We start from the raw sequence: 24,946 nt of genomic DNA on the forward strand, positions 1-24,946 counted from the left end.
GAGACATGAGCAACCCCGAAGGGTTTTCAGCGCGCTGGGCGCGCTTCATGCATCGCGTGCATGCGCGATTAAGCACGCGTGCGCGCCCTGCAACCGGTTTCACCTCAATGCCTGAACCACGCACCATCGGTAGTTTTGCCCGTGGTCGCCAGTTGGTGGCGGGAAACTATCTGTTTGCCGGCCATCTGGTGACAGCCCCGGAATTGTCAGTTTGGGATGTGAAAGTGGCCGATCCGGTTTATGGTCAGGAATTGCAGGGCTTTGCATGGCTTGATGATCTTGCCGCCGTCGGTGATGCCGCTGCCCGTGATAAAGGTCAGGATTGGGTTTGGCACTGGATTGATCGCTATGGCCGCGGTCAGGGAGAGGGCTGGACGCCTGACCTGACAGGACGACGGCTGATCCGCTGGATCAACCATGCTTTGTTCCTGTTACGAGGGCGCGAGTCTGCGCAGTCCGAAGCGTTTTATCGTTCGCTTGGACAACAGACGATCTTTTTGTCTCGGCGCTGGCAGAAATCAGCCTCCGGCTTGCCCCGATTCGAAGCACTTGCCGGATTGATCTATGCGGGTTTGGCTCTGGAGGGGATGGACACGCATGTTGCCCCTGCCGTAAAGGCGCTGGATCGTGAATGTCGTAGTCAGGTCGACGATCAGGGCGGTATTCCAACGCGCAACCCGGAAGAATTACTCGAAGTCTTTACCTTGTTGACTTGGGTCGCGGCAGCTCTGAGCGAAGCCGGGCAAACGCCAACCTCTGCGCATGTTGAGGCGATTGAACGTATTGCGCCTACCCTTAGAACTTTGCGCCACTCAGATGGTGGGTTGGCACGGTTTCATGGTGGTGGCCGCGGTATCGAAGGGCGGCTGGATCACGCGCTGGCAGAAAGCCAGATCAAAACCAGCGCACCCGATGGATTGTCGATGGGATACGCGCGTTTGTCGGCAGGGCGCACCAGCGTGATCGTCGACGCGAGCCCACCGCCTAAAGGCGCTGCATCGCTCAATGCGCATGCCTCAACTCTGGCATTCGAGCTGACCAGCGGGCGACGGCCAGTGCTTGTGAATTGCGGGTCGGGTGTCAGCTTTGGCGAAGACTGGCGTCGCGCCGGGCGTGCGACACCCAGCCATTCGACTTTGTCGTTGAACGGATTTTCCAGCGCACGTCTTGGGGAGGGCGGACGCGGGTGGCGCGATGAACAGTTGGTCGACGCACCGACAGAAGTACCTATTCAGATGAGTCAGGCGCCTGACGGGCTTCGTTTTCAGGGTGGGCATAACGGCTATGTGCGCACTCACGGGCTGACCCATGCGCGCACACTTGAGTTGACCTTTGATGGGCGAGGCATGGTGGGTGAGGATTTGCTGGTCGCACTGGATGATCCTGCCAAGCGGATTTTTGACAAGACGATGGATGCCAACAGCCTGCAGGGTGTGCCTTATGAGGTGCGCTTTCATCTGCACCCCGAGGTGGACGCGGCCGTGGATATGGGGGGAGCGGCCGTGTCATTGGCGCTGAAAAGCGGCGAGATTTGGATTTTCCGCCAAGGCGGTGACGTGCAAATAACCCTGGAACCCAGTGTTTTCCTAGAAAAGAACCGATTAAAGCCACGCGCGACAAAACAGATCGTTCTATCTGGCGCCGCAATAGAGTATGCGACCCGCATCCGGTGGTCGTTGGCCAAAGCGCAGGATTCTGCGGTGGCGATCCGAGACCTGAGCCGGGATGATCTGGATATGACAAACTGACCTGGGACCCCTGAACCTATGACCGATATGACCCCCATCCGCCGCGCCTTGATTTCCGTCTCCGACAAAACCGGATTGATTGAACTGGGCAAGGCGCTTTCTGAGCGTGGTATTGAACTGCTTTCCACTGGTGGAAGTGCCAAAGCTATGCGTGACGCGGGGTTGACCGTTGTAGATGTCGCTGACGTCACCGGATTTCCTGAAATGATGGATGGCCGGGTGAAAACTTTGCACCCCAATGTGCACGGTGGTCTGTTGGCTTTGCGCAGCAACCCAGACCATGTCGCCGCAATGGACGAGCATGGCATTGGTCCGATCGATCTTTTGGTTGTGAACCTGTATCCGTTTGAGGCCACTGTTGCGGCTGGTGCGGACTATGACACCTGCATTGAAAACATCGATATTGGCGGACCCGCGATGATCCGGGCGGCTGCTAAGAACCACGGCGACGTGACCGTGATTGTGGATGTTCAGGATTACGACAAACTGCTTGGCGATATGGACAAGCATAACAACGCGACCTGTACCAAGTTCCGCCGCCGTCGCGCACAGATCGCCTATGCCCGCACAGCGGCCTACGATGCAGCCGTTTCAAACTGGATGGCGGATGCGATTGGCTTTGACACACCGCGCCGTCGCGCTGTTGCCGGTGAAATTAAACAATCGCTGCGCTATGGCGAAAACAGTCACCAGCAAGCATCGTTCTACACGGATGGATCAAACCGTCCGGGCGTGGCGACTGCTCAACAGTTGCAAGGCAAGGAACTCAGCTACAACAACATCAACGACACGGACGCCGCGTTTGAATTGGTGGCCGAATTTGATCCGGCCAACGGCCCGGCCTGCGCAATCATCAAACACGCCAACCCTTGCGGCGTGGCTGTAGGGACATCGCTGACCGAAGCCTATCAAAAAGCGTTTGATTGCGATCGTACGTCGGCCTTTGGTGGCATCGTTGCCTTGAATCAGCCATTGGATGCAGCAACCGCAGCCAAGATCGTGGAAATCTTCACCGAGGTGGTAATCGCACCGGGTGCGTCTGATGAAGCCAAAGAGATTTTCGCGGCTAAAAAGAACCTGCGCCTGCTTTTGACTGATGGCCTGCCAGACCCTCGCAAGCCGATTATGGCATACAAACAAGTGGCTGGTGGCATGCTGGTTCAGGACAAAGATGTGGGCTATGTCGGCATCGATGACCTGAAAGTTGTGACCAAAAAGGCACCGTCTGAGCAGGAAATGGCCGATCTGCTGTTTGCCTGGAAGGTTGCGAAGCACGTGAAGTCAAACGCGATTGTTTACGTCAAAGATGGCGCCACAGTTGGCGTAGGCGCAGGTCAGATGAGCCGTCTGGACAGTGCCAATGTAGCGGCCTCCAAGGCGGCCCGCATGGCCGTTGAGTTGGGCATGGATGAAAGCCCGGCCAAAGGCAGCGCCGTGGCGTCCGATGCGTTCTTTCCGTTTGCCGATGGTTTGCTTGAGGCCGCAGCAGCAGGTGGCAAATGTGTGATCCAGCCCGGTGGCTCGATGCGCGATGACGAAGTGATTGCAGCTGCTGATGAGACAGGCCTTGCCATGGTGTTTACCGGCATGCGCCATTTCCGCCACTAGGGCGGTAAAAAACAAGCAACCCGTTACGGATAAACGTTTCGGGTTGCGGTAAGAAAATGCGGAAGCCCTTGAAAACAAAGGGAACGCAAGAGGCAGAAAAGGGGACGTGCAATGCGTCTGGTGTTCTGGGCAGGATTTTGGGCTTTTCTCTCCGATCAGGCGAGCAAGTACCTTGTTGTTCATATACTGAACTTGCGGGACGTGGGCATGATTGATGTGTTTCCGCCGTTTTTACGCCTGCATATGGCGTGGAACGAAGGTGTGAACTTTGGCCTGTTCTCCAATAGCTCTGAGGCCGCGCGCTGGGTTTTGATCGTGATCGCACTGTTGATTTCAGCTTTTGTGCTGCTCTGGGTGTGGCGGGATCCCCCCGGTAAGGGCGGCCTGATCGCAGCTGGAATGCTGGTTGGCGGCGCACTTGGCAACGTTGTTGACCGATTGCTTTATGGCGCGGTCGCGGACTTTCTGAATATGTCGTGTTGCGGAATAAACAATCCGTTTGCGTTTAATTTGGCGGATGTCTGGATATTTGCCGGAGCCTTTGGTCTGATCTTTCTGGGTGGGACGAAAAAGCCCTCGTGACGTCTGCGTTTGGATGCGTTAAAAGCGGGGTCGAGGAAGCAGGAGAAGTGCCATGCGCGTGTCGCGTGCCTTGATTTTAGGGTTTGGATTGTTGCTTGCTGCGTGCAGCGGTGATGATGGAATCCGTCAATTGAGCTCGAACGGAGAAGGTCCGGACGAGTTTAGAATTCTGCCTGCCAAACCTTTGAGTGTTCCCAAAGACTTTAATGCGCTGCCGACGCCCACGCCGGGTGGCGCAAATTCGACTGACGTTGATCCTGTCGGCGACGCAGTTGTTGCTCTTGGTGGGTCGCGCAAGGCTGCAAACAGTACGTCGATTCCGGGTGGTGATGCTGGCTTGGTCAATTATTCTGGTCGTCTGGGGCGCGCGGAAAATATCCGGGCTACGGTGGCGGCTGACGACGCAGAGTTTCGCAAGAAGCGCGGACGCTTTACCAACATTCGCATCGTCAAAGAAGATCGGTACAACGAAGTCTACAAGAAGCAGCATCTGAACCAATATGCTGAACAGGACCGATGGCGTCGAGGGGGTGCAACAACACCTGCTGCGCCGCCTAACAATTAAAACGATTTCGTGACCAAGAGGTATTGCCTCTTGAAGGCGGCTCAGGCGGTCGTAAGTATCTCGTGACAACTGATGAACAGGGAGAGGCGCATGTCTCGCATTATTGCGTTGGCCGCCGGTCTTGTGATGACGGCAATATCCGTGCAGGCACAAGAGCAAGTCAGCGATTTCCAACTGGATAACGGTATGCAGGTTGTGGTGATTGAAGATCACCGTGCCCCTGTGGTGATGCATATGGTCTGGTATCGTGCCGGGTCTGCAGACGAACCGGCAGGCGCCTCGGGGGTTGCCCATTTTCTGGAGCATCTTTTGTTCAAAGGCACTGATACGATGGAGCCCGGTGAGTTTTCGGCAACTGTTGCCGCAAATGGGGGACGTGACAATGCGTTCACCAGTTACGATTACACCGCCTATTTTCAGCGGGTCGCGGCGGACCGGCTTGAGTTGATGATGCAGATGGAAAGCGACCGGATGATCAATCTGCGTCTTGGTGAGGCTGAAATCCTGACCGAACGCCAGGTTATCATCGAGGAGCGCAACCAGCGTACCGAAAACAGCCCTGGCGCCTTGATGCGTGAACAGCTGAGCGCTGCACAGTATTACAACCATCGCTATGGCGTGCCCATCATTGGCTGGCGTCACGAGATGGAAACGCTCTCTCTTGAAGATGCGCTGGCGTACTACCGCACATATTACGCCCCCAACAATGCCGCGCTGATTGTGGCCGGGGATGTAGAGCCTGATGAGGTTCTTGAACTGGCCAAAACGTATTATGGCGTGCTGCCTGCGAACCCGGATCTTGGACCACGCAATCGGACACAAGAGCCGCCGCAGACCTCTGCGCGTCGCATGGTGTTTGAAGATCCGCGTGTCGCGCAACCCTATGTGACACGGTCATATCTGGCGCCCGAGCGAAACCCCGGAGACCAAAAAACAGCCGCAGCATTAACCCTGCTGGCTGAGTTGTTGGGCGGTGGGACGACATCCTTGATGAACGAACGCTTGCAGTTCGAACAAAAGCTGGCGGTTTACTCTGGCGCGCATTACCGCGGATCATCTCTGGATCAAACGACCTTTGATCTTACTGTTGTGCCGGCCCAAGGCGTCACCCTTGAAGACGCCGAAGCCGCGATGGATGCCGTGTTGGTCGAATTTGTAGAAGCCGGCGTGAACAGCCAGCATCTGGACCGTATTAAAATGCAGCTGAGAGCATCGCAGATTTATGAACGCGACAGTGTTGAATCCATGGCCAATCGTTACGGGCACGCGTTGACTTCGGGGTTAGGGATCGAAGACGTTCAGGCTTGGCCTGATGTGCTTCAGGCTGTCACCGAAGAAGACATTCTGGCCGCCGCCCGAATGGTTTTCGATGAACGGCAATCAGTGACTGGTTGGCTCACGGGTGTCAGTGCGGAGGTGACCCAATGATGCGTTTTGTATTTGTCGCAGTCATGATGTTGGCCGCCTTGCCTGCCCGCGCTGGAGTTGAAATCAAAGAGGTGACAACGCCGGGTGGAATAAATGTTTGGCTGGTCGAGGAACCCTCAATTCCTTTCGTCGCTTTGGAAATCCGTTTTCGCGGGGGGGCGTCGCTGGACGTGGAAGGCAAACGTGGCGCCACCAACCTGATGGTGGGATTACTTGAAGAAGGTGCTGGCGATCTGGATTCGCAAGGGTTTGCCAAAGCAACCGAGGCGTTGGCTGCGCAATTCAGTTATGACGCCAGCGATGATGCCATTTCGGTATCAGCGCGATTTCTAACCGAAAACCGCCGCGAAGCATTAGAGTTGTTGCGCTTGTCTTTGATCGAACCGACCTTTGATGACGTGTCTTTGAATAGGGTTCGGGGACAGGTGTTGGCCGGAATTCGATCCAGCGAAAAAGACCCTAACGATATCGCTTCCCGGAACTTTGATGCCTTGGCCTTTGGGGATCATCCCTACAGCACAGCTTTGGAGGGCACGGTTCAAAGTGTTTCTGGGCTGACCCGGCAAGACATAGTTGACGCCCACGCCAATGCTTTGGCGCGGGATCGTTTGTATGTTTCTGCCGTTGGCGACATCACCGAAGCTGAGCTTGGCGTGTTGTTGGATGACCTCCTCGGGGCGTTGCCGCAAACCGGTGCGCCTTTGCCGGAACGCGCCGATCTTACGTTAAGTGGCGGTACGACCGTGATTGACTTTGATATCCCGCAATCAGTGGCTTTGTTTGGCCATGTCGGCATGGAACGTGACGACGATGATTTTTTTGCCGCTTACCTGCTGAACACAATTCTGGGCGGCGGCGGTTTTGAAAGTCGGCTCATGGAAGAAGTACGCGTAAAGCGCGGTCTGACCTATGGGGTGTATTCGTATCTTGTCCCCAAGGATTTGGCCGCTCTTTACCTTGGCTCGGTGTCGTCTGCCAATGACCGGATTGCTGAGGCGGTTGAAGTGATCCGTTCTGAATGGGCCCGCACGGCCAGCGAAGGGGTCAGCGAAGAAGAGTTGAGCAAGGCCAAGGCGCTTTTGACTGGAGCGTACCCGTTGCGATTTGACGGCAACGGATCAATCGCCCGCATTATGGTTGGTATGCAGATGGAAGATCTGGGCGTGGATTACATCGCGACCCGAAATGATCAGCTGAACGCGGTCACGCTGGAAGACGTCAATCGTGTTGCCGGTGAATTGTTGCAACCAGAGGCGCTTCAGTTTGTTGTAGTGGGCAAACCACAAGGGTTGTGAGAGGCTCGTTGCCCCTCACGTGGCCTTTGTAAGGCAAAGGCAACGCTCACCCCGGGATACTTGACCATTGGAAGCGGGCGGTCTGGAAAGGCCGCCCGTTTTGTTATTCGCCGTAGGGAACCCAGATGTTTTTCACCTCTGTGGAGGCTTCAAGGAACATGCGGCTATGATCGTCCTGCCAGTCACAGGCCTTGGCATTGTTCACCCATGTGCGTTTCAGGTTTCCGGCACTGGCGCGTTCAATCTCGGCCGAAAGATCGGTCGAAGAAAAACTCCAGACCGCGTCGATGTCCAGATGGCTTGCCAATGTGGGGGCCAGATCAGCGTGATTTCCGGTCAGGATGTTCACCACTCCGGCGGGGACGTCTGATGTGTCCAGCACTTGATAGAAGTCGGTAGCGGCCAGGGGGAATGGTTGCGAGGCGCCAAGGATCACGCGGTTGCCCATCGCGATGGCCGGAGCCATCACTGAGATTAGGCCCAGCAGTGGGGTTTCATCCGGGCAGAGCGCACCAATCACTCCAACCGGTTCGCGCATCGCCAGAGCCACGCCACGGATCGGCACGTTGTGGGCCTGACCGTCGAATTTGTCGGCCCATGCGGCGGCCGAAAATAGACGGGCAATCGAGGCATCGACTTCTTTGCGACCGTTGCGCGCACCTGTCAGCGCATTGACGCGCGATGCGAATTCATCGCCGCGTGCCGAGAGATTTTCGGCGATGTAGTATAGGATTTGCGCCCGAAGGTGGCCCGTGGTTTTGGACCACCCTTTGGCGGCGTGAGCAGCTTCAACGGCATTGCGAATGTCCTTGCGGTTGGCAATCGGAGACTGGCCCAACAGCGCGCCGTTCTTGCCGTAGATATTGTTGGAATAGCCTCCGTCGGGGCGGGCCTGTTTGCCGCCGATGTAGAGTTTTGGCGTGCGATCCAGCGGATCACCCGGCCCCTTGTCACCTTTGAAGGCGGCAACCGGAGCCAATGGTTTGGTGTTGCCTTTGGGCTTGGTATAGGCGCCAAGGCCTTCCCAGCCACCTTCGCGACCAAAGCCGCTTTCACGCATTCCGCCAAATCCGGCGGCAGCATCAAACAGATTGGTTGCATTGACCCAGACTACACCAGCCACCAGTTGTGGCGCGATATCAAGCGCAAGGTTGACGTTTTCTGTCCACAGGCTGGCGGCCAATCCATAGCGGGTGTTGTTGGCCAGTTGCACAGCCTCGGCCGGTGTGCGGAAGGTTGTGGAGACCAGCACGGGGCCAAAAATCTCTTCCTGCATCAGGCGTGATGACGGGGCCAGCCCAGTGATCAATGTTGGCGGATAAAAACAGCCCTCAACCGGCATTTCGACATTGGCGCGATAGGTTTCACCTTCGTTATTGGCGTCGACCATTTCAGCAATGGTTTTGAGCTGCACCGGATCGACCACGGCACCCACGTCGATGCATTTGTCCAGAGGGTTGCCCAGACGCAGGCCATCCATGCGGGCCTTGAGCTTGGTGTGGAAACGATCTGCGATGCCTTCTTGTACCAAAAGGCGCGAGCCAGCACAGCAAACCTGACCTTGATTGAACCAGATCGCATCGACCAGCCCTTCGACGGCGCTGTCAATGTCGGCATCGTCAAAGACGATGTAGGGCGATTTGCCGCCCAGTTCGAGAGTCAGGGATTTTCCTGACCCGGCGGTAGCCTCACGAATGCGGCGGCCCACATCGGTTGAGCCGGTAAAGGCGATCTTGTTGATATCCTCGTGGGCGACAATCATTTCGCCCGTAGTGCCATCGCCAGTCACGATGTTCACAACGCCTTGCGGCAGGCCAGCCTGCTGGCAGATGTCGGCAAACAACAAGGCGGTGAGCGATGTGTATTCCGCAGGCTTCAGAACAACCGTGTTGCCCATCGCCAGCGCTGGCGCGACTTTCCATGCCAGCATCAAGAGCGGAAAATTCCACGGGATGATCTGGCCACAGACACCCAGCGCTTCGCGATCCGGCATCTCAGCATCCATCAGCTGGGCCATACCCGCGTGATAGTAGAAGTGACGGTGCACCAGCGGAATATCGATGTCGCGGCTTTCACGGATTGGCTTGCCGTTATCCAAGGTCTCCAGAACGGCAAAAAGGCGGGCGTGTTTCTGAACCAGACGGGCTATTGCGTAAAGGTATTTGGCGCGGGTATGCCCACCAAGACCTTCCCATTTTCCCTGGGCCTTGCGTGCGGCGGTAACAGCGGCGTTCACATCGTCCTGACCTGCTTGGGACAATTTGGCGAGGATTTCGCCATTGGCCGGATTGCTGCTGGTGAACTCATCCGTGGGATCGGTGAATTTGCCATTGATAAAGTGGCCGAAACGCGCGCCCTGATCGACAATCCACGCCAATGCGTCGCCGGCACCTTCGGGGGCGGGGCCGTAATCCATGGTCTCGAAAATCTCTTTGACGGTCATGAGGTTCGTCCTGTCAGGCCAAAGCGTGGCGGTAAGTGGCGGAATAGGCGCCGGTGACGTGGTGCTCAAGCTGGCGTTCGATGTCGCCCAAGAGCGAGGAAGCGCCAAAGCGGAACAAATCGGGTTGCAGCCAGCGGTCGCCAAGTTCGTCTTTCATCAGCGACAGATATGTCACCGCATCCTTGGCCTTGGAAATACCGCCCGCGGGTTTATAGCCGACGCGGTATCCGGTGCGGTCATAATAGTCGCGAATGGCGCGGACCATCACAAGGCTGACGGGCAGGGTGGCATTGACGCTTTCCTTGCCGGTGGATGTCTTGATGAAGTCGGCCCCGGCCATCATGCAAACCAGCGACGCACGCGCCACATTGCGCAAAGTCCCGAGTTCACCTGTGGCCAGAATAGCTTTGACGTGGGCGTCACCACAGGCCTCACGAAAGGCGCGCATTTCGTCATACAACGCCTGCCAGTTGCCTTGCAGCACGTGGCGGCGGGTGATTACGATATCAATCTCGTCCGCGCCAGCTTTGACACCTTCACGGATTTCTTCAACGCGAAGGTGAAACGGAGAGAGGCCCGCGGGAAATCCGGTCGACACGGCGGCGACAGGAATGCCTGACCCGTCAAGCGCATCCACTGCCGTGGAAATCATGTCGTGATAGACGCAGATCGCCCCGGTGGTGATGTCGGGCATGCCCAGTTGCTCCAGCAGTTCCGCACGCACCGGCTGGCGGGCTTTGGCGCACAGACGGCGCACACGGCCCTCGGTGTCGTCGCCGGACAGTGTGGTCAGGTCCATACAGGTGATCGCCTTGAGCAACCACGCGGCTTGATAATCTTTTTTGACAGACCGTCGGCCAGGCAGCGATTTGGCGCGACGTTCAATGGCCGATGTATTGGCTTGGGCGCGTCGCACCCAGTCCAGATCAAGCTCCATTCCCGGATTGCGGGGCTCAATGGCTTGCGGCAACTGATGGTCCGTTGGGGTGGTTGTCGGGCTGTGCATGTCTCATCCCTGTTCAAATCAGACCTTACCGTGTCATGCAAAGCAGGGCATTTCAAGAAGCGGCGTAGGGTTAAGGGGTGATAATTTGTCCTTTTGGTCAAAAATGAATTGAGAATTGTTCTCAATTGCATTGACTTAGTTGCGAATGGCTCTCATATTCATTTGGTAAGATTGATAGGAGTAATCCAATGCGACTCACCCGTCGCGACGTATTGTTGACCGGAATGGCTGGGGCTGCAGTTGCGGCAACGCCTGTTTGGGCATTGGATAAACTGACAATTGTGGCGACCACGGGTATGATCGCGGACACGGCGCGACGTATTGGCGGTGACTTTGTTCAGGTCAAAGCCTTGATGGGTCCCGGGATCGATCCGCACTCATACCGCCAGACCCGGTCTGACATTGTGGCCATGACACGGGCAGATTTGGTGCTGTGGCACGGACTTTATCTTGAAGCCCAGATGCAGGAGTTTCTGCACAAGCTGGAAAAACGTGTGCCGGTGCGCGCTGTCACAGAGACAATTCCAAGTGGCACTCTCAGGGTTCATCCCTCCTATGCGGACAAATTTGACCCACATGTTTGGATGGTTCCTGAAATCTGGGCCCACTGCGCGCTGCGCATTCGTGATGTGATGAGCGAGGCCCGCCCGGACATGGCCGAAGCCTTTGCGACAAATGCCGACACCTTTCTGCAAGAGTTGAAAGGATTGCAGGCTTATGGCAAGTCTGCGCTATCGACAGTTCCGCAAGAAAAACGCGTGTTGGTCACGGCCCATGATGCCTTTGGCTATTTTGGCCGTGAATACGGTTTTGAGGTGCTTGGCATTCAGGGTATTTCAACCCAATCCGAAGCCGGCCTTAACCGGATCAGCGAGTTGGTGAATGTTTTGGTGGAGCGCAAAATCGGTGCGGTCTTTGTCGAAAGTTCGGTTTCTGACCGTAGTATTCGCGCGCTTGGCGAAGGGGCTGCGGCACAAGGCCACAATGTCATTATCGGTGGGGAGCTGTTTTCTGACGCTATGGGGGCTGACGGCACCTATGAAGGCACATATCCCGGCATGATCGATCACAACGTAACGGTCATCGCCAATGCGCTGGGCGGGCAAACCCCTGCGCACGGGCTGACGGGCAAATTGTCCGCCGGGTTTTGAGGAGTAACGGGTATGACCGTTGAACTAGTCGCAAATCAGGGGCTGCCCCCCGTCGCGGACAAGGTTGAGAATGCCCCTCTGGCCGTGCGCGGCATGACCGTATCTTACGGACAAAAACCGGTGGTGTTCTCGGTCGACATGACTGTCGCCGAAGGGTCCATGACGGCCATTGTCGGACCCAACGGCGCCGGTAAATCTACCTTGCTCAAGGCCGCTCTTGGCATTGTAAAGCCGCTGTCGGGTCAGACCATGGTTTTTGGTCAGCCCTTGCCGGGACAACGGCATCGCATCGCCTATGTGCCGCAGCGCGCCAGTGTGGATTGGGATTTTCCGACCCGCGTCATTGATGTCGTCCTGATGGGGCTTTATCGCGAGTTGGGATTGCTGAAACGCGTTCGACAACCGCATCTGGACAAGGCTATGGCCTGTCTGGAACGCGTCGGTATGACCGACTTTTCTGATCGACAAATCGGACAGCTGTCCGGTGGCCAACAACAACGCGTGTTTCTTGCGCGTGCTCTGGCGCAAGGCGCGGACCTTTACTTGTTGGATGAACCTTTTGCGGGTGTCGATGCAGCGACAGAAAAGGCCATTATTGCGGTGCTCAAGGGCCTACGTGAAGAAGGCAAAACCGTTGTCGCCGTGCATCACGATCTGGCGACAGTGCCCGAGTATTTTGACCGGGTGTTCATGATCAACACCAGCAAAATCGCCGAAGGTACTGTGGCCGAAGTCTTTACCGCAGAAAACCTCAACAAGACCTATGGTGGACGTCTGGCAACCGGCCAGATCGACCAGCTGGATCTGGTGACGGGGTGATACCAAATGCTTTGGGAAGCCATTTTCCTCCAGCTTGGCTATAATGCCACGTTGGTGACGATCGGTGCCTGTTTCTTAGGTATCGCAGCTGGGGTGACCGGCACATTTCTTTTCCTGCGCAAACGCTCGCTGGTCAGCGACGCGATCAGCCATGCCACGCTGCCCGGTGTGGCATTGGCCTTTATCGTCATGGTGTCGCTGGGCGGTGATGGGCGCAATCTGATTGGGTTGCTGCTGGGGTCCGCCCTGTCTGCGGGCTTTGGCCTGTTGTGCGTAAGCTGGCTCACCCGTCAAACACGTCTTGCAGAAGATGCTGCCATCGGGTCTGTGCTGTCTGTGTTTTTTGGCTTTGGCATTGTGCTGTTGACCGTGATCCAATCGATGTCCTCGGGGCGACAGGCCGGGTTGGAAGGGTTCTTGCTGGGCTCTACCGCCGGAATGCTATGGAGTGATGCGGTCGTCATTGCAGTAGGTGGTGCGCTGACTTTGGCTGTGGTTTTGGTGTTGCGCCGCCCTATGGGGTTGGTGGCTTTTGATCCAGAATTTGCCGCCGCCAATGGGATGAATGTGACGCGGATTGACCTCACGATCATGGCGCTGGCGATGGCTGTGACCGTTGTGGGACTGAAAATTGTCGGCTTGATCCTGATCGTTGCCATGCTGATTATCCCGCCGGTGTCGGCTCGGTTCTGGACGGACCGAACCGACCGGGTCACATTACTGGCTGGGATCACCGGGGGCGTGTCTGGCTATGTCGGGGCCGCCCTTTCTGCCGCAGCACCTTCGGTTCCAACCGGCCCGATCATCGTACTGGTCAGCTTTGCGATCTTTGCGGTTTCCCTGTTTTTTGCACCCACACGCGGCGTTCTTGCGGCGGTGTTGCGTCACTTGAAGTTTCAGCACCGCGTTCATATGCGGCAGGGTCTACTGGCTCTGGCCCAAGGTCAGCCGATTTATGAAAAGCTGACACTGCGCCTGTTGCTACACGCTGGGCTGGCACGGGCGGACGGTGTGCCGACCGAGACCGGGCGCGCCCGCGCGGCCAAGGCTTTGCGGGATGAAAAACGTTGGGAAGTGGTGCGAACGGATCAGGCCTTTGAAGGGGCTGCGGCCCTTTACGATGGGCTTCGCGAGATTGAAACCGTGCTGACCGAAGACCAGATTGGTGAAGTTGACCGCCGTATTGGTGGACCACAAGGAGTGGTGGCATGAGCGGTGAAGAGTTTGTCCCCCTGTCGCTGACGCCGTTGTTGATTGGCATGTTTGCGGCCGTCGCCTGTGCCTTGCCGGGAAACTTTCTCGTGTTGCGTAAACAAGCCCTGATTGGGGACGCGATCAGCCATGTGGTTCTGCCGGGCATTGTGGTGGCTTTTCTGGTGACGGGCACCGTGTCAACCTGGCCGATGATGATTGGTGCAGCCGTCGCGGCAGTGGTTGCGGTTGGGCTGATCGAGGCCATTCGCCGGTTGGGCCGTATTGAGCCCGGTGCCGCCATGGGCGTGACATTTACCTCGATGTTCGCTGGCGGTGTGTTGCTGTTGGAACAGTCCGACACCTCGACCGTGCATCTGGATGTCGAGCACGCGCTTTACGGCAATCTGGAGAGCCTGATCTGGCTGGATGCGGTTGGATGGCAAAGCCTGTGGGATCCTGCAGCGTTGGCGGGACTGCCAAATGAATTGATCCGCATGGGCCTTACTTTGATTGTGGTCGTGTGTTTTGTCTGGTTGTTCTGGCGCCCTTTAAAACTATCGACTTTTGACGAAGGGTTTGCACGCACGTTGGGGATGCGCACAGGCGTTCTTGGGCTCGCTCTTGTTGTTATCGCTGCGATTGCTGCGGTCGCAGCCTTTGATGCGGTTGGATCGATCATCGTGATCGCCATGTTCATTTGCCCCCCTGCGGGGGCGCGTCTGATGACCAATCGGTTGGAAGTGCAGATTGTCTGGAGCGTCATCTTTGCGCTCATGTCGGCCATTCTGGGGTATTTCATTGCGGGCTATGGGCCACAATGGCTTGGGGCTGAAAATGCCGTGAGTGCGGCTGGGATGATTGCCACGGTGTCTGGACTGATTTTGGCGCTTGCGGCTTTGTTTGGACCTTGCCGCAAGCGGACTGGAGCCCCGGCGGTATAGGGAATTTCGCCTCGGGCGGGAGTATGCCCGAAATAATGAATATCAGGACGTGGCACGGACCGTATCGGGGGTCAGTTTGACCATGGCATCGTATTGCGCAAGAAACACCTCGCCAGTCAGATTATCGAGGAAATGACTGCGTTTCAGACGGTCCATGACCGGTCCCTTGACCTCAGACAGGTGCAGGGTGATGCCCACCTCGTGCAGACGATGGTTGATCTCTTCAAGGCTTTCCAACGCACTCATGTCGATCTCATTTACCGCCGAACACATCAGCACAACATGGCTGATAGGGGTGTCACCATTCACACGCTCGAGAAGGTAATCCTCGAGAAAGTGGGCGTTGGCAAAATAGAGGCTTTCATCAATGCGCAACGACACAAGGCTGGGATGGGTTTCGACCTTATGGCGCAGGATATTGCGAAAATGCTGCGTGCCTGGAACCAGACCGACCTCGGCCACATGTGGGCGGGAGGTTTTGTAAAGGAACAGGCCTAAGGACAGCAGCACACCGGCAGAAACACCGACTTCGACGCCAAATCCAAGCGTCAGAAAGATGGTTGCGGACACCGCAGAAAAATCAACTTTGGAGTAGGTCCATGTTTTGCGAAGGATCGAGAAATCGACCAGATTAAGAACTGCGACGATGATGGTGGCAGCCAGCGTGGCTTTGGGAAGAAAGAACAACAGTGGCGTGAGCAAGAGGGCCGCAAAGGCGATCCCAATGGCTGTGAAGGCACCTGCAGCAGGGGTTTCAGCGCCTGCGTCAAAGTTCACGACGGATCGGGCAAACCCACCCGTGACCGAGTAACCTCCGGACAAGGCTGCGGCGATGTTGGAGGTGCCTAAGCCTACGAGTTCCTGATCCGGGACGATGCGTTGGCGTTTTTTGGCAGCAAGGGTTTGTGCGACCGAAACGGATTCTACGAACCCGATGACGGAAATCAGCAAAGCCGACACAAAAAGAGATGACCATAGGTCAGCAGAGAAACTGGGCAACGACAGGGGGGGCAGGCCCACCGGAACCTCTCCGACGATCTTTACACCTTTGGTTTGCAGCTGAAACATCCATACAACCAGTGTGGTCAGGGCGACCGCGGCAACCGGGCCAGCCTTGGCAAGGATATCGGCCAATCGGGGGGGCATGCCGGTCGACAACAACAATGGCTTCAGCCCTTTACGCACCCAGAACAGGAACCCAACGCCGGCCACTCCGATCACAAAGGTGATGAGGTTGGTTTCATTCAGGTGGGCGATCAAGGAGGTCACCAAAGCAATCAGATTGTGACCGTGCGCGTCAACGCCAAGGATGTGTTTGATCTGGGAGGTTGCAATCAGAATACCCGAGGCGGTGATAAATCCTGCGATGACTGGGTGTGACAGGAAGTTTGCCAAAAAACCCAATCGGAACAATCCCATAACCGTCAGGATCAGGCCAGAGATAAAGGCCAATGTGATGGCCGCCGCGATGTATTCTTCGGTGCCTTGCAATGCCAGATTGCCCACCGCAGCTGCGGTCATCAGAGAGACAACAGCAACCGGCCCGACAGCCAATGCCCGCGAGGTGCCAAAAATCGCATAGGCCACCAATGGCAGGATCGACGCATAAAGCCCCATCTCGGCTGGCAGCCCGGCCAATAGCGCGTAGGCCAGTGATTGCGGGATGAGCATGATGGTCACAATCACGGCGGCCACGAGGTCCGATGTGAGCGTATCCCGGCTATAAGTTTTGGACCATTGCAGGATCGGCAGGTGACGCTCGAGTTGGGCGCGTTTGAGAGGCAGAAGGGTCATGAGAATCCTGTGTGGTCAAGGTGGTGTCTTCTTATATATTCCAAATACTGAATAAGTGAAGGGCAAAAATACCCCGCATCATCACCCATCTGAAACGCGCACAGTCTGAGGGGCAAAAAAGTCTGCCTCAGTCAGCGGTTTCTGCAGGTGTCTGGCGGGCGCAGGCTTAACGTGCCGAGACCTTTTCCGGCTTGGCGAGCCACTCTTTGCCGCGAAGCATGGCCTTCCAATACACCGGCGGTAGGATTTGTTCCTTGAGAATCCAGGCGCGGCGTGTGGGTTTGGTGCCATCGACCAGCCATTTCGGAAAGCTGGGCAACAAGGTGCCGCCATATCCGAACTCAGCCAGCACAATCTTGCCACGTTCAACCGTCAGAGGGCAGGACCCATAGCCATTGTAGATCGCGGTCGGGGAATTGCCTTCGATGTCGTCGATCAGATTTTCCGCCACAACGGGTGCCTGAACGCGGGCCGCCGCCGCCGTTTTGGCGTTGGGAGCATTCATCACATCGCCAAGGCTCCAGATGTTGTCGAACTCCTTGTGGCGCAATGTTGATTGGTCAACGTCGATCCACCCGGCGGCATCCGCCAGGGGTGACACCCGGATAAAGTCGGGTGCTGTTTGTGGTGGGCAGACATGCATCATGTCAAAATCGACAGTGACAGTGGTTTTTTCGGTGTCGGGTTTTGAGACCTCAAATGTCGCCTGTTTGGCCGGGCCGTCCACAGAAATCAGGTTGTGAAAGAAATTGAGATCAGCATCGTAGCGTTCGACATATTCCATCAACGCAGGCACATAATCTTTCACGCCAAACAAGACACCTGCAGCGTTCATGAACTGGATGTCGACGTCTTTCAGAACCCCCATGCGCTCCCAATTGCTACCGGACAAATAGAGGGCCTTTTGCGGCGCGCCTGCGCATTTGATCGGCATAGGTGGTTGTGTGAACAACGCGCGTCCCCGTTTGAGGCCTTTGACCAACTCCCATGTGTAGGGCGCGAGGTCATAGCGGTAGTTTGAAGTGACGCCGTTTTTGCCCAGAGTTTCGACCAACCCTTCGACCTTGTGCCAGTCGAGTTTCAGGCCGGGGCAGACGATCAGGCGGTTGTATTTCACCACCCGGCACCCATCCAGAACCACAGCGTTGTCTTTGGGCTCAAAGGCGGCGACCGCAGATTTCACCCAGTGAACACCCTTGGGGATCAGCGATCCCATGGTTTTCGCGGTGGTTTCGGCATCGAAAATGCCGCCACCAACCATGGTCCAACCGGGTTGGTAATAGTGGATGTCCGCTGGGTCGATGATGGCAATGTCCAGACCCGGTTTGCGTGCGCGTAGCGACGACGCCACCGCAATTCCGGCTGCGCCACCCCCGACAATCACCACATCAAAAGCGGCATCTGCTGTATCGGTCGGGGTCTTGCCACCATTTACAATGCGGCGGATGACGCCAGCCATGTCGTAACCTGCAGCCTTGGTTGCGGCCAGAATGTCCGCAGGCTCAAGCGTTTTGGATTGGCTCAGCGACCACAGGGTCGCCGAACGGGTTCCGGTGCGGCAATAAGCGAAAACCGGTCCCGGCAGTTCCATCAAAGCCTGGCCAAAAGCCTCAGAGTCAGAATCTTGAACCTTGCCGGAAATAATTGGCAAGTTGCGACATTCGAGGCCGGATGCACGGGCTTCGGCTTCGATTTCCTCAAAGGTTGGCTGATCTGCAGCTTCGCCATCAGGACGGTTGCATATGATTGAACGGAAGCCCATTTCTGCGATAGCCTTGACGTCGTCGGGGCTGATTTGCGGCGAGACCGAAATCTGGTCATTGATCTTACGGGCTTCCATCGGTGCTTATCCTTGGCTTTTGCGTTAGCGGCGGCAGGTAGACATGCCAACCAGCCGGTAGAGAGGGCAGAACTTCATGGCCGAAGTGGCCACGAGAATGATGCCTACGGCCATAGCACCATATTTCAAGATTGCACTGTCCCAAAGGGCATAGTCCGTGACGAAGGGCCACAGGAACAAGGCTGCTCCAAGAAGGATGCGCAGTAGCCGATCAATTTTGCCGACGTTCTTGGTCATTTTGGTCTCCAGAATTGTGGGTTTGTAATACTTGGTATTATATTCCAATATCTGAATGAAATGAAGAGACGCAGTGCGCGCGCCTTGTCGCAGGGTGCCTGTTGCTTTGGTTCTGATCTGAATGAGCGCACAGAGCGCGCGCAGGTTTCGCCCTGTGTGCAGTTGGTGTCTGGCAGCACTTTGGTGCCAGAATGCGTGTGGCAGAATCGGCGGCAAGCGTGCTAGGTTTTGCGGTATGATGCGACCTGACCCCAACATAAGCGAAAAATCCCCTGTTATTCGACAGTTGGATGATGCGGCAATCAATCGGATTGCGGCGGGTGAAGTCGTAGAGCGTCCGGCCTCGGCGGTTAAAGAACTTGTCGAGAATGCTTTGGATGCAGGTGCGGGGCGGATCGAAGTCTCTTATGGTGTTGGTGGCAAGACGCTGATCCGGGTGACGGACGATGGTTGCGGCATAGCAGCCGATGATTTGCCTCTGGCTCTTTCTCGTCATGCGACGTCCAAGATTGATGGGTCTGATCTCTTGGATATTCATACATTCGGGTTCCGGGGCGAGGCCCTCCCGTCTTTGGGGGCGGTTGGTCGGCTCAAGATTACATCGCGTGCGCAGGGACATGATGCGGCTTCGATCACCGTCGAAGGCGGGCAGATGAGTGCGGTTAAGCCGGCTGCCTTGGGCGGCGGCACGATCGTAGAACTGCGGGATTTGTTCTACGCCACACCTGCACGGCTAAAATTCATGCGCACGGATCGCGCCGAAGCGCAGGCGATCACCGATGTGGTCAAGCGACTGGCCATGGCAGAGCCGTTTGTCGGGTTCACCTTGCGCGATCTGACCAACGGTGGTGAGGGGCGGGTTACGTTTCGGGCTGATCCTGAAAGCGGGGACTTGTTCGATGCGTTACATGGCAGATTGGCGCGCATTCTGGGGGCGGAGTTTGCCGACAATGCCTTGCGCATCGATGCCACCCGTGAGGGGTTGCATCTGACGGGCTATGCCGCACTGCCAACCTATTCCCGCGGCTCGGCCGTGGCGCAGTATCTGTTCGTGAACGGCCGCCCGGTGAAAGACAAACTTCTGGTCGGCGCACTGCGTGGCGCCTATTTCGATTTCCTCAGCCGGGATCGTCACCCTGCGGCGGCCCTGTTCATCGAATGTGATCCGCATCTTGTCGATGTGAACGTGCACCCGGCCAAGTCCGAAGTTCGGTTTCGTGATCCGGGGTTGGCGCGCGGGTTGATTGTGAGTGCTTTGCGTCATGCGTTGGCTGAAGCTGGGCATCGGGCGTCGACCACGGTGGCAGGGGCGACATTAGGTGCGTTTCGGCCTGAACCAACGGGGCGGGTCTATCAAATGGATCGACCGTCTTTGGGCGCGCGTGCCGCAGGTTATCAGATGCAGGCGCCGCAGTCCGCCCAGATGGAAACGCCGGGATTTGGCGAAAGCCCGATGGCGATGAGCGCGCGGGTCGAAGTGGTTGAGGCGTCCGAGGCGGAAAAACCGCTGGAAAGCCATCCATTAGGCGCAGCGCGCGCGCAGGTGCATGAGAATTACATCGTCGCACAGACCGCAGATGGTATGGTGATTGTCGATCAGCACGCGGCCCATGAGCGGCTGGTCTATGAAAAACTGAAAGCGCAGATGGCGGAAAACGGCGTGGCTGCGCAGGCCCTGCTGATCCCCGAAATCGTGGAATTGTCTGATGGTGATTGCGCACGGCTTTTGGCTGTGGCTGATGACCTGACCAAACTGGGCCTAACGTTGGAACCGTTTGGTGGTGGCGCGGTTGCCGTGCGCGAAACCCCGGCCATTCTGGGCGAGGTTAATGCCCGGGCCATGGTGCTCGATATTCTGGATGAGCTGGACGATCAGGGCGAAAGCCACATGGTGCAGGCCCGCATTGAGGCAATCCTCAGCCGTGTGGCCTGTCACGGGTCGATCCGGTCGGGGCGACGCATGCAGGCGGACGAAATGAACGCCCTGTTGCGCGAGATGGAGGCAACCCCACATTCCGGTCAATGCAACCACGGACGCCCCACCTATGTGGAGCTTAAGCTTGCGGATATCGAAAGGTTGTTTGGGCGAACATGATTACGGTTGGAGACTATGTTCTGGAATTGCCCGAGCTTGTCGGGTTGGGAATTGCCGTGATTGTGATTGTTTTGCTGATCATGACGGTGCGCGCTGCAGGACGCTCGGCGCAGTTGGCCGAACCCATGGCACAACAGATGGGCGCGATCTCGGCGCGGGTACAGATGTTGTCGGACGGGCAACAGCAACTTACGGGCGGGCTCACTCATGTGTCCGAGGCACAGGCTGCGTCACAAACCAGCATGTTGCAACTGATGGAAAAAAGGCTGGCGCAGGTCAGCGAGAATATGACTGAAAACCTGCAAGGCTCGTCCCGGCGCACCGCGCATTCCTTGGGAGAGTTGCAAGAACGGCTCAAGACCATCGACAAGGCACAGGAAAATATCACCAAACTGTCGGGCGATGTTCTGTCGTTGCAGGATATTCTGTCGAACAAACAGACCCGCGGTGCGTTTGGGGAAATTCAGCTGAATGACATCGTGGGCAAAGCGCTGCCCAAAGATTCCTATGCTCTGCAACATACGCTCTCGAATGGTAAGCGGGCCGACTGTCTGATCTATCTGCCGAACCCTCCGGGGCCAATTGTGATCGATTCCAAATTTCCTTTGGAAGCCTATGAGGCGTTGCGCAATGCCAAGACGCAAAGCCAGTTGAACGAAGCGGCGCGGATGCTGCGCACGTCTGTGCGAACACATATCAAGGCAATCTCGGAAAAATACATCCTTGAGGGCGAAACTGCCGATGGGGCGCTGATGTTCCTACCGTCTGAAGCGGTTTACGCTGAGCTGCATGCCAATTTCCCGGAGCTTGTGCGCGAAGGGTTTTCGGCAAAAGTTTGGATCGTGTCGCCCACCACCTGCATGGCAACGTTGAACACCATGCGCGCGATCCTAAAAGACGCCCGTATGCGCGAACAAGCCGGTGCTATTCGTCGCGAACTTGGGTTGTTGTATACAGACGTTGAACGACTGGGCACGCGGGTTGAAAACCTGGACCGGCACTTTGGTCAGGCGGCCAAGGACATCTCGGACATCAAGATCAGTGCCGACAAAGCTGGGCGTCGTGCGCGTCGTCTGGACAACTTTGACTTTGAGGAACTGGCCTCGGACGATGACAAGGTTGTGCCTCTGACCAAGCCCGAGGTCTAACCTCTCAGAAATTTGCAAGAACCTGCGAGACCTGCTGGCGCAGCCAACGATGGGCCGGATTGTTTGTGCTGCGCTCGTGCCAGATCATGCATAGTTCCGGCTCGGGCACCGGCATCGGCGCTTCAAACATATCCAACCCAAGGAGTTCTGCAACATAATCAGCATATTGGTGGGCCACCAGCGCAATGAGGTCGCTATGGGCTACGGCATTTGTGACCCCTGAAAAGGCCGGCAATGACATCACCACACGTCGGCTTCTCCCAACTTTGGCGAGGGCGGCATCTCCTAACCCATGCAGGTTTCCTTCAGTTGAAAACAGAACATGGCCGAGACTGCAGAACAAATCCATATCCACCTTGGACCCCGGTGCAAGCCCGTTGCCCCCAAGTTGCGGGTGGCCCTTTCGTGCAATCACCACAAAGCGCGACCGAAACAAGGGCTGATAGCCAATCCATGACGGAAACGCGATCTTTGGGATCAGAGCTAGATCAATCGCCGCGTTTTCCAGAATCCCGACGTAACTTTCTGGGACAAGGTCGACCTGCTGGATGCGCATCAGCGGGGCCTTGCGAGCAAATACTTCAGCCAGTTGGGGCATCAGGAGGGTAGCAAAGAAATCTGACCCGGATACCTTAAAGCTGGTGTCCGACTGATATGGATCAAATCTGTCAGATCCTGAAAGCGCCTGTTGAAGGTCGCCAAGGATTTTTTCAAGTGGGCGCTCTAATGTGCGGGCAAAGTCGGTTGGCACCAGGCGCTGACCTTGCCTGACAAACAGCGGATCATTCAAGGCATGCCGCAACCTGTTCAGCGCGGCTGAGACCGCAGATTGTGAGAGACCAATCTTTTCGCCGGCTCGGGTCGTCGAGTGTTCCGCCAGCAGGGCACTGAGCACTCTGAGAAGGTTCAGGTCAAAAGATAATAAATTCATAACATAAATCATTACCATGAAAGGTATTTGTTTTGAAGATGAACTAAGACCCGTCATTCTCTGAGCACACCCCGGAGCGAACGCTGGGGATTTCAAAAGGGACGGAGGAAACAATGCGTGGAATTTCAAAAGCGTTTTTTGGACTGGCACTTGTCTGTGCGATCGTAGGTATGGCTTGGGGTATTCAGATGTCTGCTAGCGGCGATCATCTGTTGTCACCGGCGCACGCTCATCTGAACCTGATTGGGTATGTGGGTTTTGCAATATTCGGGATTTATTATCATCTTGTTCCATCGGCGGCGGAAAAGATGATTGCAAAAATCCACTTGGCCATCGCTGTGGTAGGAGTCGTCTTGATGGTGCCAGGCATTGTCATGGCGATTAGGGAAACTAGTGAGACACTGGCCAAACTTGGATCGATTGCAGCCATTGCATCGATGCTGCTTTTTGCCTGGATATTCATCACTTCAAGCCGAGAAACCTAAACCAGTTAGCAGTTTTTGAAGTTGCGCAAGATCAAGGACGGGGTGCATAGTTGTCTGTGAGATAGAACCGAACAGGACAATTGGAGTCAGCAAATGCTTGAAATTTCGCCTTGGAAGGTTGCGCAAGTCGTGCTCATGTCCCGCGAATTGGACCGCGCGGAAGGTGAGCTGCGCGGTTTTATCGACAACCTAAATGAAGATGAACAGGCCAGCCTCGTCGCCGTCATGTGGATTGGCCGCGAAAGTTTTATGCGCGATGAGCTGGCCGAAGCGATCGCCACTGCCAAAGCCGAAGCCACTGCACCAACCGCTGACTATCTGCTTGGATCGCCACATCTTTCAGATCATTTGGAAAACGGAATGGGCGAATTGGGCATTTCACTGACGGATGAAGAAGACGAATTGATGCGTCGCGGGTAATCGCGCTGCACATGTAAAATAAAAGGCCGCAGAAACCTCTGCGGCCTTTGGCATTCGTAGGACTGCACGGATCAGGCCGTGTGGTCCACGACTTGCAAATGTTGCGCCAAAATGCCCACGTCTTCCAGCCAGGCATTGAACAACTTGGGATCGCTTGGCGCCGCGTGAACACCCGCAGGGATCTGACGTTTCATCACAGCTTCGATCGCAAGCGACACAGGGATCGACACAAGGCGCGCCATGGCCGTACCGCGCTCGTCACCCCAGGCATCCATCACATAAGTCTTGTGCCAGACTTCCTTACCGTCCCGTTCGGCCTTGAGACCCACACAAAGAACAACCCGATCCGGCTCGCCTTCGTCATAGGCGTTTTCATCCCAGAACTGATCGGACATTTCTTTCAGCCGAGCTTCGCCTTCGGGGCCTTCCAGCGTCTCAATTTCCTTGAACACTGCGTCCCAGGCCTCAGCCCAGCCGTTCAGGCGCAACGTGCCGCGGACGAATTCTTTGACGGTCCAGTCCGGATCGAACTTGTAGTCCTCCATGAAGGGGATTGAATCGCGGTTGGGATAGACCTCAAAGCTTTCTGGTGTTGGTAGCGGCGCGATATAGCTCGAGATCGCGTCCCATGGGCGGGCCACATCTAAAGGGGCGTGATTGCGGATGGACCGTGACGGCGAGCGCAGCGCTTTCAGAACACCAAGCGGCGACCAGCTGAATTTATAACGGAAAGGATTCGGGTTCTTAGGAATGCCGCCACAGTACCCAATGAACGAGATCGTGTTGTTCATGTCATAGGCATCCGAGGCTTTGTAATCGGCGACCAGCGCGTGCGCCATCAAGTGATCGATGCCGGGATCGAGACCCATTTCATTGACCAGCGTGACACCTGCTGCGCGTGCTTTGTCGTCCAAAGCCTTCATTTCCGGCGCAATGTAAGAGGAACTGACAAAGTTGGCCTTCTTGGAAATACACAACTCAGCCAAGGGGACATGCCAGTCTCCGGGCAACATGGAAACGACAATGTCGCCGCTTTCCAACACTGCATCAAGAGCGTCGATGTCAAAGGCATGGATATCCGTGGTCAGATCGCCCACTGCTTCCTGCGCCTTTTCGATTGTTCGGTTCCAGACTGTGATCTTGTGGCCCGCATCCAGCAGTCGGCGAAGGCCGGGAATAGCCGAAAGGCCAGTACCACACCAGTGAATTGTCATAT

The 24,946-nt window shown here is 56.3% G+C and carries 21 protein-coding genes; 14 read left to right on the forward strand and 7 right to left on the reverse strand.

Annotated features, from left to right (window positions below; translation table 11 throughout):
- Positions 1–5: 5 nt before the first annotated feature.
- The 6 genes from BUC32_RS00710 to BUC32_RS00735 all read left to right on the forward strand — a co-directional run bounded on the left by BUC32_RS00710 (position 6) and on the right by BUC32_RS00735 (position 7,226).
- Positions 6–1,748 (forward strand): heparinase II/III family protein, encoded by a 1,743-nt coding sequence (locus tag BUC32_RS00710; RefSeq protein ID WP_073248373.1) that lies wholly within the window; start codon positions 6–8, stop codon positions 1,746–1,748.
- 18 nt (positions 1,749–1,766) lie between these two features.
- Entirely contained in the window at positions 1,767–3,356 is a 1,590-nt protein-coding gene (gene purH, locus BUC32_RS00715) for a bifunctional phosphoribosylaminoimidazolecarboxamide formyltransferase/IMP cyclohydrolase (protein ID WP_073248375.1), read from the forward strand.
- A 111-nt stretch (positions 3,357–3,467) separates the two neighbouring features.
- Positions 3,468–3,938: a signal peptidase II gene (gene lspA, locus BUC32_RS00720; protein WP_073248377.1), complete on the forward strand. Its 471-nt coding sequence runs from the start codon at positions 3,468–3,470 to the stop codon at positions 3,936–3,938.
- 52 nt (positions 3,939–3,990) lie between these two features.
- Positions 3,991–4,503: a DUF3035 domain-containing protein gene (locus BUC32_RS00725; RefSeq protein ID WP_073248379.1), complete on the forward strand. Its 513-nt coding sequence runs from the start codon at positions 3,991–3,993 to the stop codon at positions 4,501–4,503.
- 90 nt (positions 4,504–4,593) lie between these two features.
- Positions 4,594–5,931: a M16 family metallopeptidase gene (locus BUC32_RS00730; protein ID WP_073248381.1), complete on the forward strand. Its 1,338-nt coding sequence runs from the start codon at positions 4,594–4,596 to the stop codon at positions 5,929–5,931.
- Complete coding sequence (locus BUC32_RS00735) at positions 5,928–7,226, forward strand: M16 family metallopeptidase (RefSeq protein ID WP_073248383.1); 1,299 nt, start codon at positions 5,928–5,930, stop codon at positions 7,224–7,226. Before BUC32_RS00730 ends, BUC32_RS00735 begins: the two co-directional genes overlap by 4 nt.
- A 103-nt stretch (positions 7,227–7,329) precedes the next feature.
- On the opposite strand, the gene BUC32_RS00740 is transcribed toward BUC32_RS00735, so the two are convergent.
- Both BUC32_RS00740 and deoC read right to left on the reverse strand, forming a co-directional pair.
- Positions 7,330–9,669, reverse strand: a complete 2,340-nt coding sequence (locus BUC32_RS00740) for an aldehyde dehydrogenase family protein (protein ID WP_073248385.1) — start codon at positions 9,667–9,669, stop codon at positions 7,330–7,332.
- Positions 9,670–9,682: 13 nt separating this feature from the next.
- Positions 9,683–10,675, reverse strand: a complete 993-nt coding sequence (gene deoC / locus BUC32_RS00745; RefSeq protein ID WP_073248387.1) for a deoxyribose-phosphate aldolase — start codon at positions 10,673–10,675, stop codon at positions 9,683–9,685.
- Positions 10,676–10,863: 188 nt separating this feature from the next.
- Between deoC and BUC32_RS00750 the strand changes: the two genes are divergently transcribed.
- From BUC32_RS00750 to BUC32_RS00765, 4 genes are read left to right on the forward strand one after another with little or no spacing between them, the layout of a single operon-like run.
- Positions 10,864–11,826, forward strand: a complete 963-nt coding sequence (locus tag BUC32_RS00750; protein WP_073248389.1) for a metal ABC transporter solute-binding protein, Zn/Mn family — start codon at positions 10,864–10,866, stop codon at positions 11,824–11,826.
- A gap of 12 nt (positions 11,827–11,838) precedes the next feature.
- A complete protein-coding gene (locus BUC32_RS00755) occupies positions 11,839–12,645 on the forward strand; it encodes a metal ABC transporter ATP-binding protein (protein WP_073248391.1) in 807 nt (268 codons plus the stop codon).
- A 6-nt stretch (positions 12,646–12,651) separates the two neighbouring features.
- Complete coding sequence (locus BUC32_RS00760) at positions 12,652–13,857, forward strand: metal ABC transporter permease (RefSeq protein WP_073248393.1); 1,206 nt, start codon at positions 12,652–12,654, stop codon at positions 13,855–13,857.
- The gene (locus tag BUC32_RS00765) at positions 13,854–14,780 is read left to right on the forward strand and encodes a metal ABC transporter permease (RefSeq protein ID WP_073248395.1); all 927 of its coding nucleotides are present in this window, start codon (positions 13,854–13,856) and stop codon (positions 14,778–14,780) included. Before BUC32_RS00760 ends, BUC32_RS00765 begins: the two co-directional genes overlap by 4 nt.
- 42 nt (positions 14,781–14,822) lie before the next feature.
- Here BUC32_RS00765 and BUC32_RS00770 read toward each other — a convergent pair whose 3' ends face one another.
- The 3 genes from BUC32_RS00770 to BUC32_RS00780 form a co-directional block, all read right to left on the reverse strand.
- Complete coding sequence (locus BUC32_RS00770; RefSeq protein ID WP_073248397.1) at positions 14,823–16,574, reverse strand: SulP family inorganic anion transporter; 1,752 nt, start codon at positions 16,572–16,574, stop codon at positions 14,823–14,825.
- A gap of 166 nt (positions 16,575–16,740) precedes the next feature.
- On the reverse strand, positions 16,741–18,414 hold the full coding sequence (locus BUC32_RS00775; protein WP_073248399.1) for a bifunctional protein tyrosine phosphatase family protein/NAD(P)/FAD-dependent oxidoreductase: 1,674 nt from the start codon (positions 18,412–18,414) through the stop codon (positions 16,741–16,743).
- A 24-nt stretch (positions 18,415–18,438) separates the two neighbouring features.
- Positions 18,439–18,651: a YgaP family membrane protein gene (locus BUC32_RS00780; protein WP_073248690.1), complete on the reverse strand. Its 213-nt coding sequence runs from the start codon at positions 18,649–18,651 to the stop codon at positions 18,439–18,441.
- Between the two features lie 235 nt (positions 18,652–18,886).
- Between BUC32_RS00780 and mutL the strand changes: the two genes are divergently transcribed.
- Together mutL and BUC32_RS00790 are read left to right on the forward strand one after the other, a co-directional pair.
- Complete coding sequence (gene mutL / locus BUC32_RS00785; protein WP_073248401.1) at positions 18,887–20,746, forward strand: DNA mismatch repair endonuclease MutL; 1,860 nt, start codon at positions 18,887–18,889, stop codon at positions 20,744–20,746.
- Positions 20,743–21,894 carry a DNA recombination protein RmuC gene (locus BUC32_RS00790; RefSeq protein ID WP_073248403.1) on the forward strand — a complete coding sequence of 384 codons (1,152 nt, stop codon included), beginning with the start codon at positions 20,743–20,745 and terminating at the stop codon, positions 21,892–21,894. Before mutL ends, BUC32_RS00790 begins: the two co-directional genes overlap by 4 nt.
- A 4-nt stretch (positions 21,895–21,898) precedes the next feature.
- On the opposite strand, the gene BUC32_RS00795 is transcribed toward BUC32_RS00790, so the two are convergent.
- Positions 21,899–22,825 (reverse strand): LysR family transcriptional regulator, encoded by a 927-nt coding sequence (locus BUC32_RS00795; protein ID WP_073248691.1) that lies wholly within the window; start codon positions 22,823–22,825, stop codon positions 21,899–21,901.
- 113 nt (positions 22,826–22,938) lie between these two features.
- Between BUC32_RS00795 and BUC32_RS00800 the strand changes: the two genes are divergently transcribed.
- Positions 22,939–23,310, forward strand: coding sequence for a hypothetical protein (locus tag BUC32_RS00800; protein ID WP_073248405.1), 372 nt, complete (start codon positions 22,939–22,941; stop codon positions 23,308–23,310).
- Between the two features lie 93 nt (positions 23,311–23,403).
- On the forward strand, positions 23,404–23,730 hold the full coding sequence (locus BUC32_RS00805) for a DUF3775 domain-containing protein (protein WP_073248407.1): 327 nt from the start codon (positions 23,404–23,406) through the stop codon (positions 23,728–23,730).
- A 71-nt stretch (positions 23,731–23,801) separates the two neighbouring features.
- Here BUC32_RS00805 and BUC32_RS00810 read toward each other — a convergent pair whose 3' ends face one another.
- Positions 23,802–24,944 carry a saccharopine dehydrogenase family protein gene (locus BUC32_RS00810; RefSeq protein ID WP_073248413.1) on the reverse strand — a complete coding sequence of 381 codons (1,143 nt, stop codon included), beginning with the start codon at positions 24,942–24,944 and terminating at the stop codon, positions 23,802–23,804.
- Between the last annotated feature and the right edge of the window lie 2 nt (positions 24,945–24,946).

The sequence above is a fragment of the Shimia gijangensis genome, assembly GCF_900142085.1.
GTDB classification, from domain to species: domain Bacteria; phylum Pseudomonadota; class Alphaproteobacteria; order Rhodobacterales; family Rhodobacteraceae; genus Shimia; species Shimia gijangensis.

What these genes read in the sequence shown, in the direction of transcription:
- BUC32_RS00710 (WP_073248373.1), top strand. Translation starts at nt 6, where the DNA reads ATGAGCAACCCCGAAGGGTTTTCAGCGCGCTGGGCGCGCTTCATGCAT.
- purH (WP_073248375.1), top strand. Translation starts at nt 1,767, where the DNA reads ATGACCGATATGACCCCCATCCGCCGCGCCTTGATTTCCGTCTCCGAC.
- lspA (WP_073248377.1), top strand. Translation starts at nt 3,468, where the DNA reads ATGCGTCTGGTGTTCTGGGCAGGATTTTGGGCTTTTCTCTCCGATCAG.
- BUC32_RS00725 (WP_073248379.1), top strand. Translation starts at nt 3,991, where the DNA reads ATGCGCGTGTCGCGTGCCTTGATTTTAGGGTTTGGATTGTTGCTTGCT.
- BUC32_RS00730 (WP_073248381.1), top strand. Translation starts at nt 4,594, where the DNA reads ATGTCTCGCATTATTGCGTTGGCCGCCGGTCTTGTGATGACGGCAATA.
- BUC32_RS00735 (WP_073248383.1), top strand. Translation starts at nt 5,928, where the DNA reads ATGATGCGTTTTGTATTTGTCGCAGTCATGATGTTGGCCGCCTTGCCT.
- BUC32_RS00740 (WP_073248385.1), bottom strand. Translation starts at nt 9,669, where the DNA reads ATGACCGTCAAAGAGATTTTCGAGACCATGGATTACGGCCCCGCCCCC.
- deoC (WP_073248387.1), bottom strand. Translation starts at nt 10,675, where the DNA reads ATGCACAGCCCGACAACCACCCCAACGGACCATCAGTTGCCGCAAGCC.
- BUC32_RS00750 (WP_073248389.1), top strand. Translation starts at nt 10,864, where the DNA reads ATGCGACTCACCCGTCGCGACGTATTGTTGACCGGAATGGCTGGGGCT.
- BUC32_RS00755 (WP_073248391.1), top strand. Translation starts at nt 11,839, where the DNA reads ATGACCGTTGAACTAGTCGCAAATCAGGGGCTGCCCCCCGTCGCGGAC.
- BUC32_RS00760 (WP_073248393.1), top strand. Translation starts at nt 12,652, where the DNA reads ATGCTTTGGGAAGCCATTTTCCTCCAGCTTGGCTATAATGCCACGTTG.
- BUC32_RS00765 (WP_073248395.1), top strand. Translation starts at nt 13,854, where the DNA reads ATGAGCGGTGAAGAGTTTGTCCCCCTGTCGCTGACGCCGTTGTTGATT.
- BUC32_RS00770 (WP_073248397.1), bottom strand. Translation starts at nt 16,574, where the DNA reads ATGACCCTTCTGCCTCTCAAACGCGCCCAACTCGAGCGTCACCTGCCG.
- BUC32_RS00775 (WP_073248399.1), bottom strand. Translation starts at nt 18,414, where the DNA reads ATGGAAGCCCGTAAGATCAATGACCAGATTTCGGTCTCGCCGCAAATC.
- BUC32_RS00780 (WP_073248690.1), bottom strand. Translation starts at nt 18,651, where the DNA reads ATGACCAAGAACGTCGGCAAAATTGATCGGCTACTGCGCATCCTTCTT.
- mutL (WP_073248401.1), top strand. Translation starts at nt 18,887, where the DNA reads ATGATGCGACCTGACCCCAACATAAGCGAAAAATCCCCTGTTATTCGA.
- BUC32_RS00790 (WP_073248403.1), top strand. Translation starts at nt 20,743, where the DNA reads ATGATTACGGTTGGAGACTATGTTCTGGAATTGCCCGAGCTTGTCGGG.
- BUC32_RS00795 (WP_073248691.1), bottom strand. Translation starts at nt 22,825, where the DNA reads ATGAATTTATTATCTTTTGACCTGAACCTTCTCAGAGTGCTCAGTGCC.
- BUC32_RS00800 (WP_073248405.1), top strand. Translation starts at nt 22,939, where the DNA reads ATGCGTGGAATTTCAAAAGCGTTTTTTGGACTGGCACTTGTCTGTGCG.
- BUC32_RS00805 (WP_073248407.1), top strand. Translation starts at nt 23,404, where the DNA reads ATGCTTGAAATTTCGCCTTGGAAGGTTGCGCAAGTCGTGCTCATGTCC.
- BUC32_RS00810 (WP_073248413.1), bottom strand. Translation starts at nt 24,944, where the DNA reads ATGACAATTCACTGGTGTGGTACTGGCCTTTCGGCTATTCCCGGCCTT.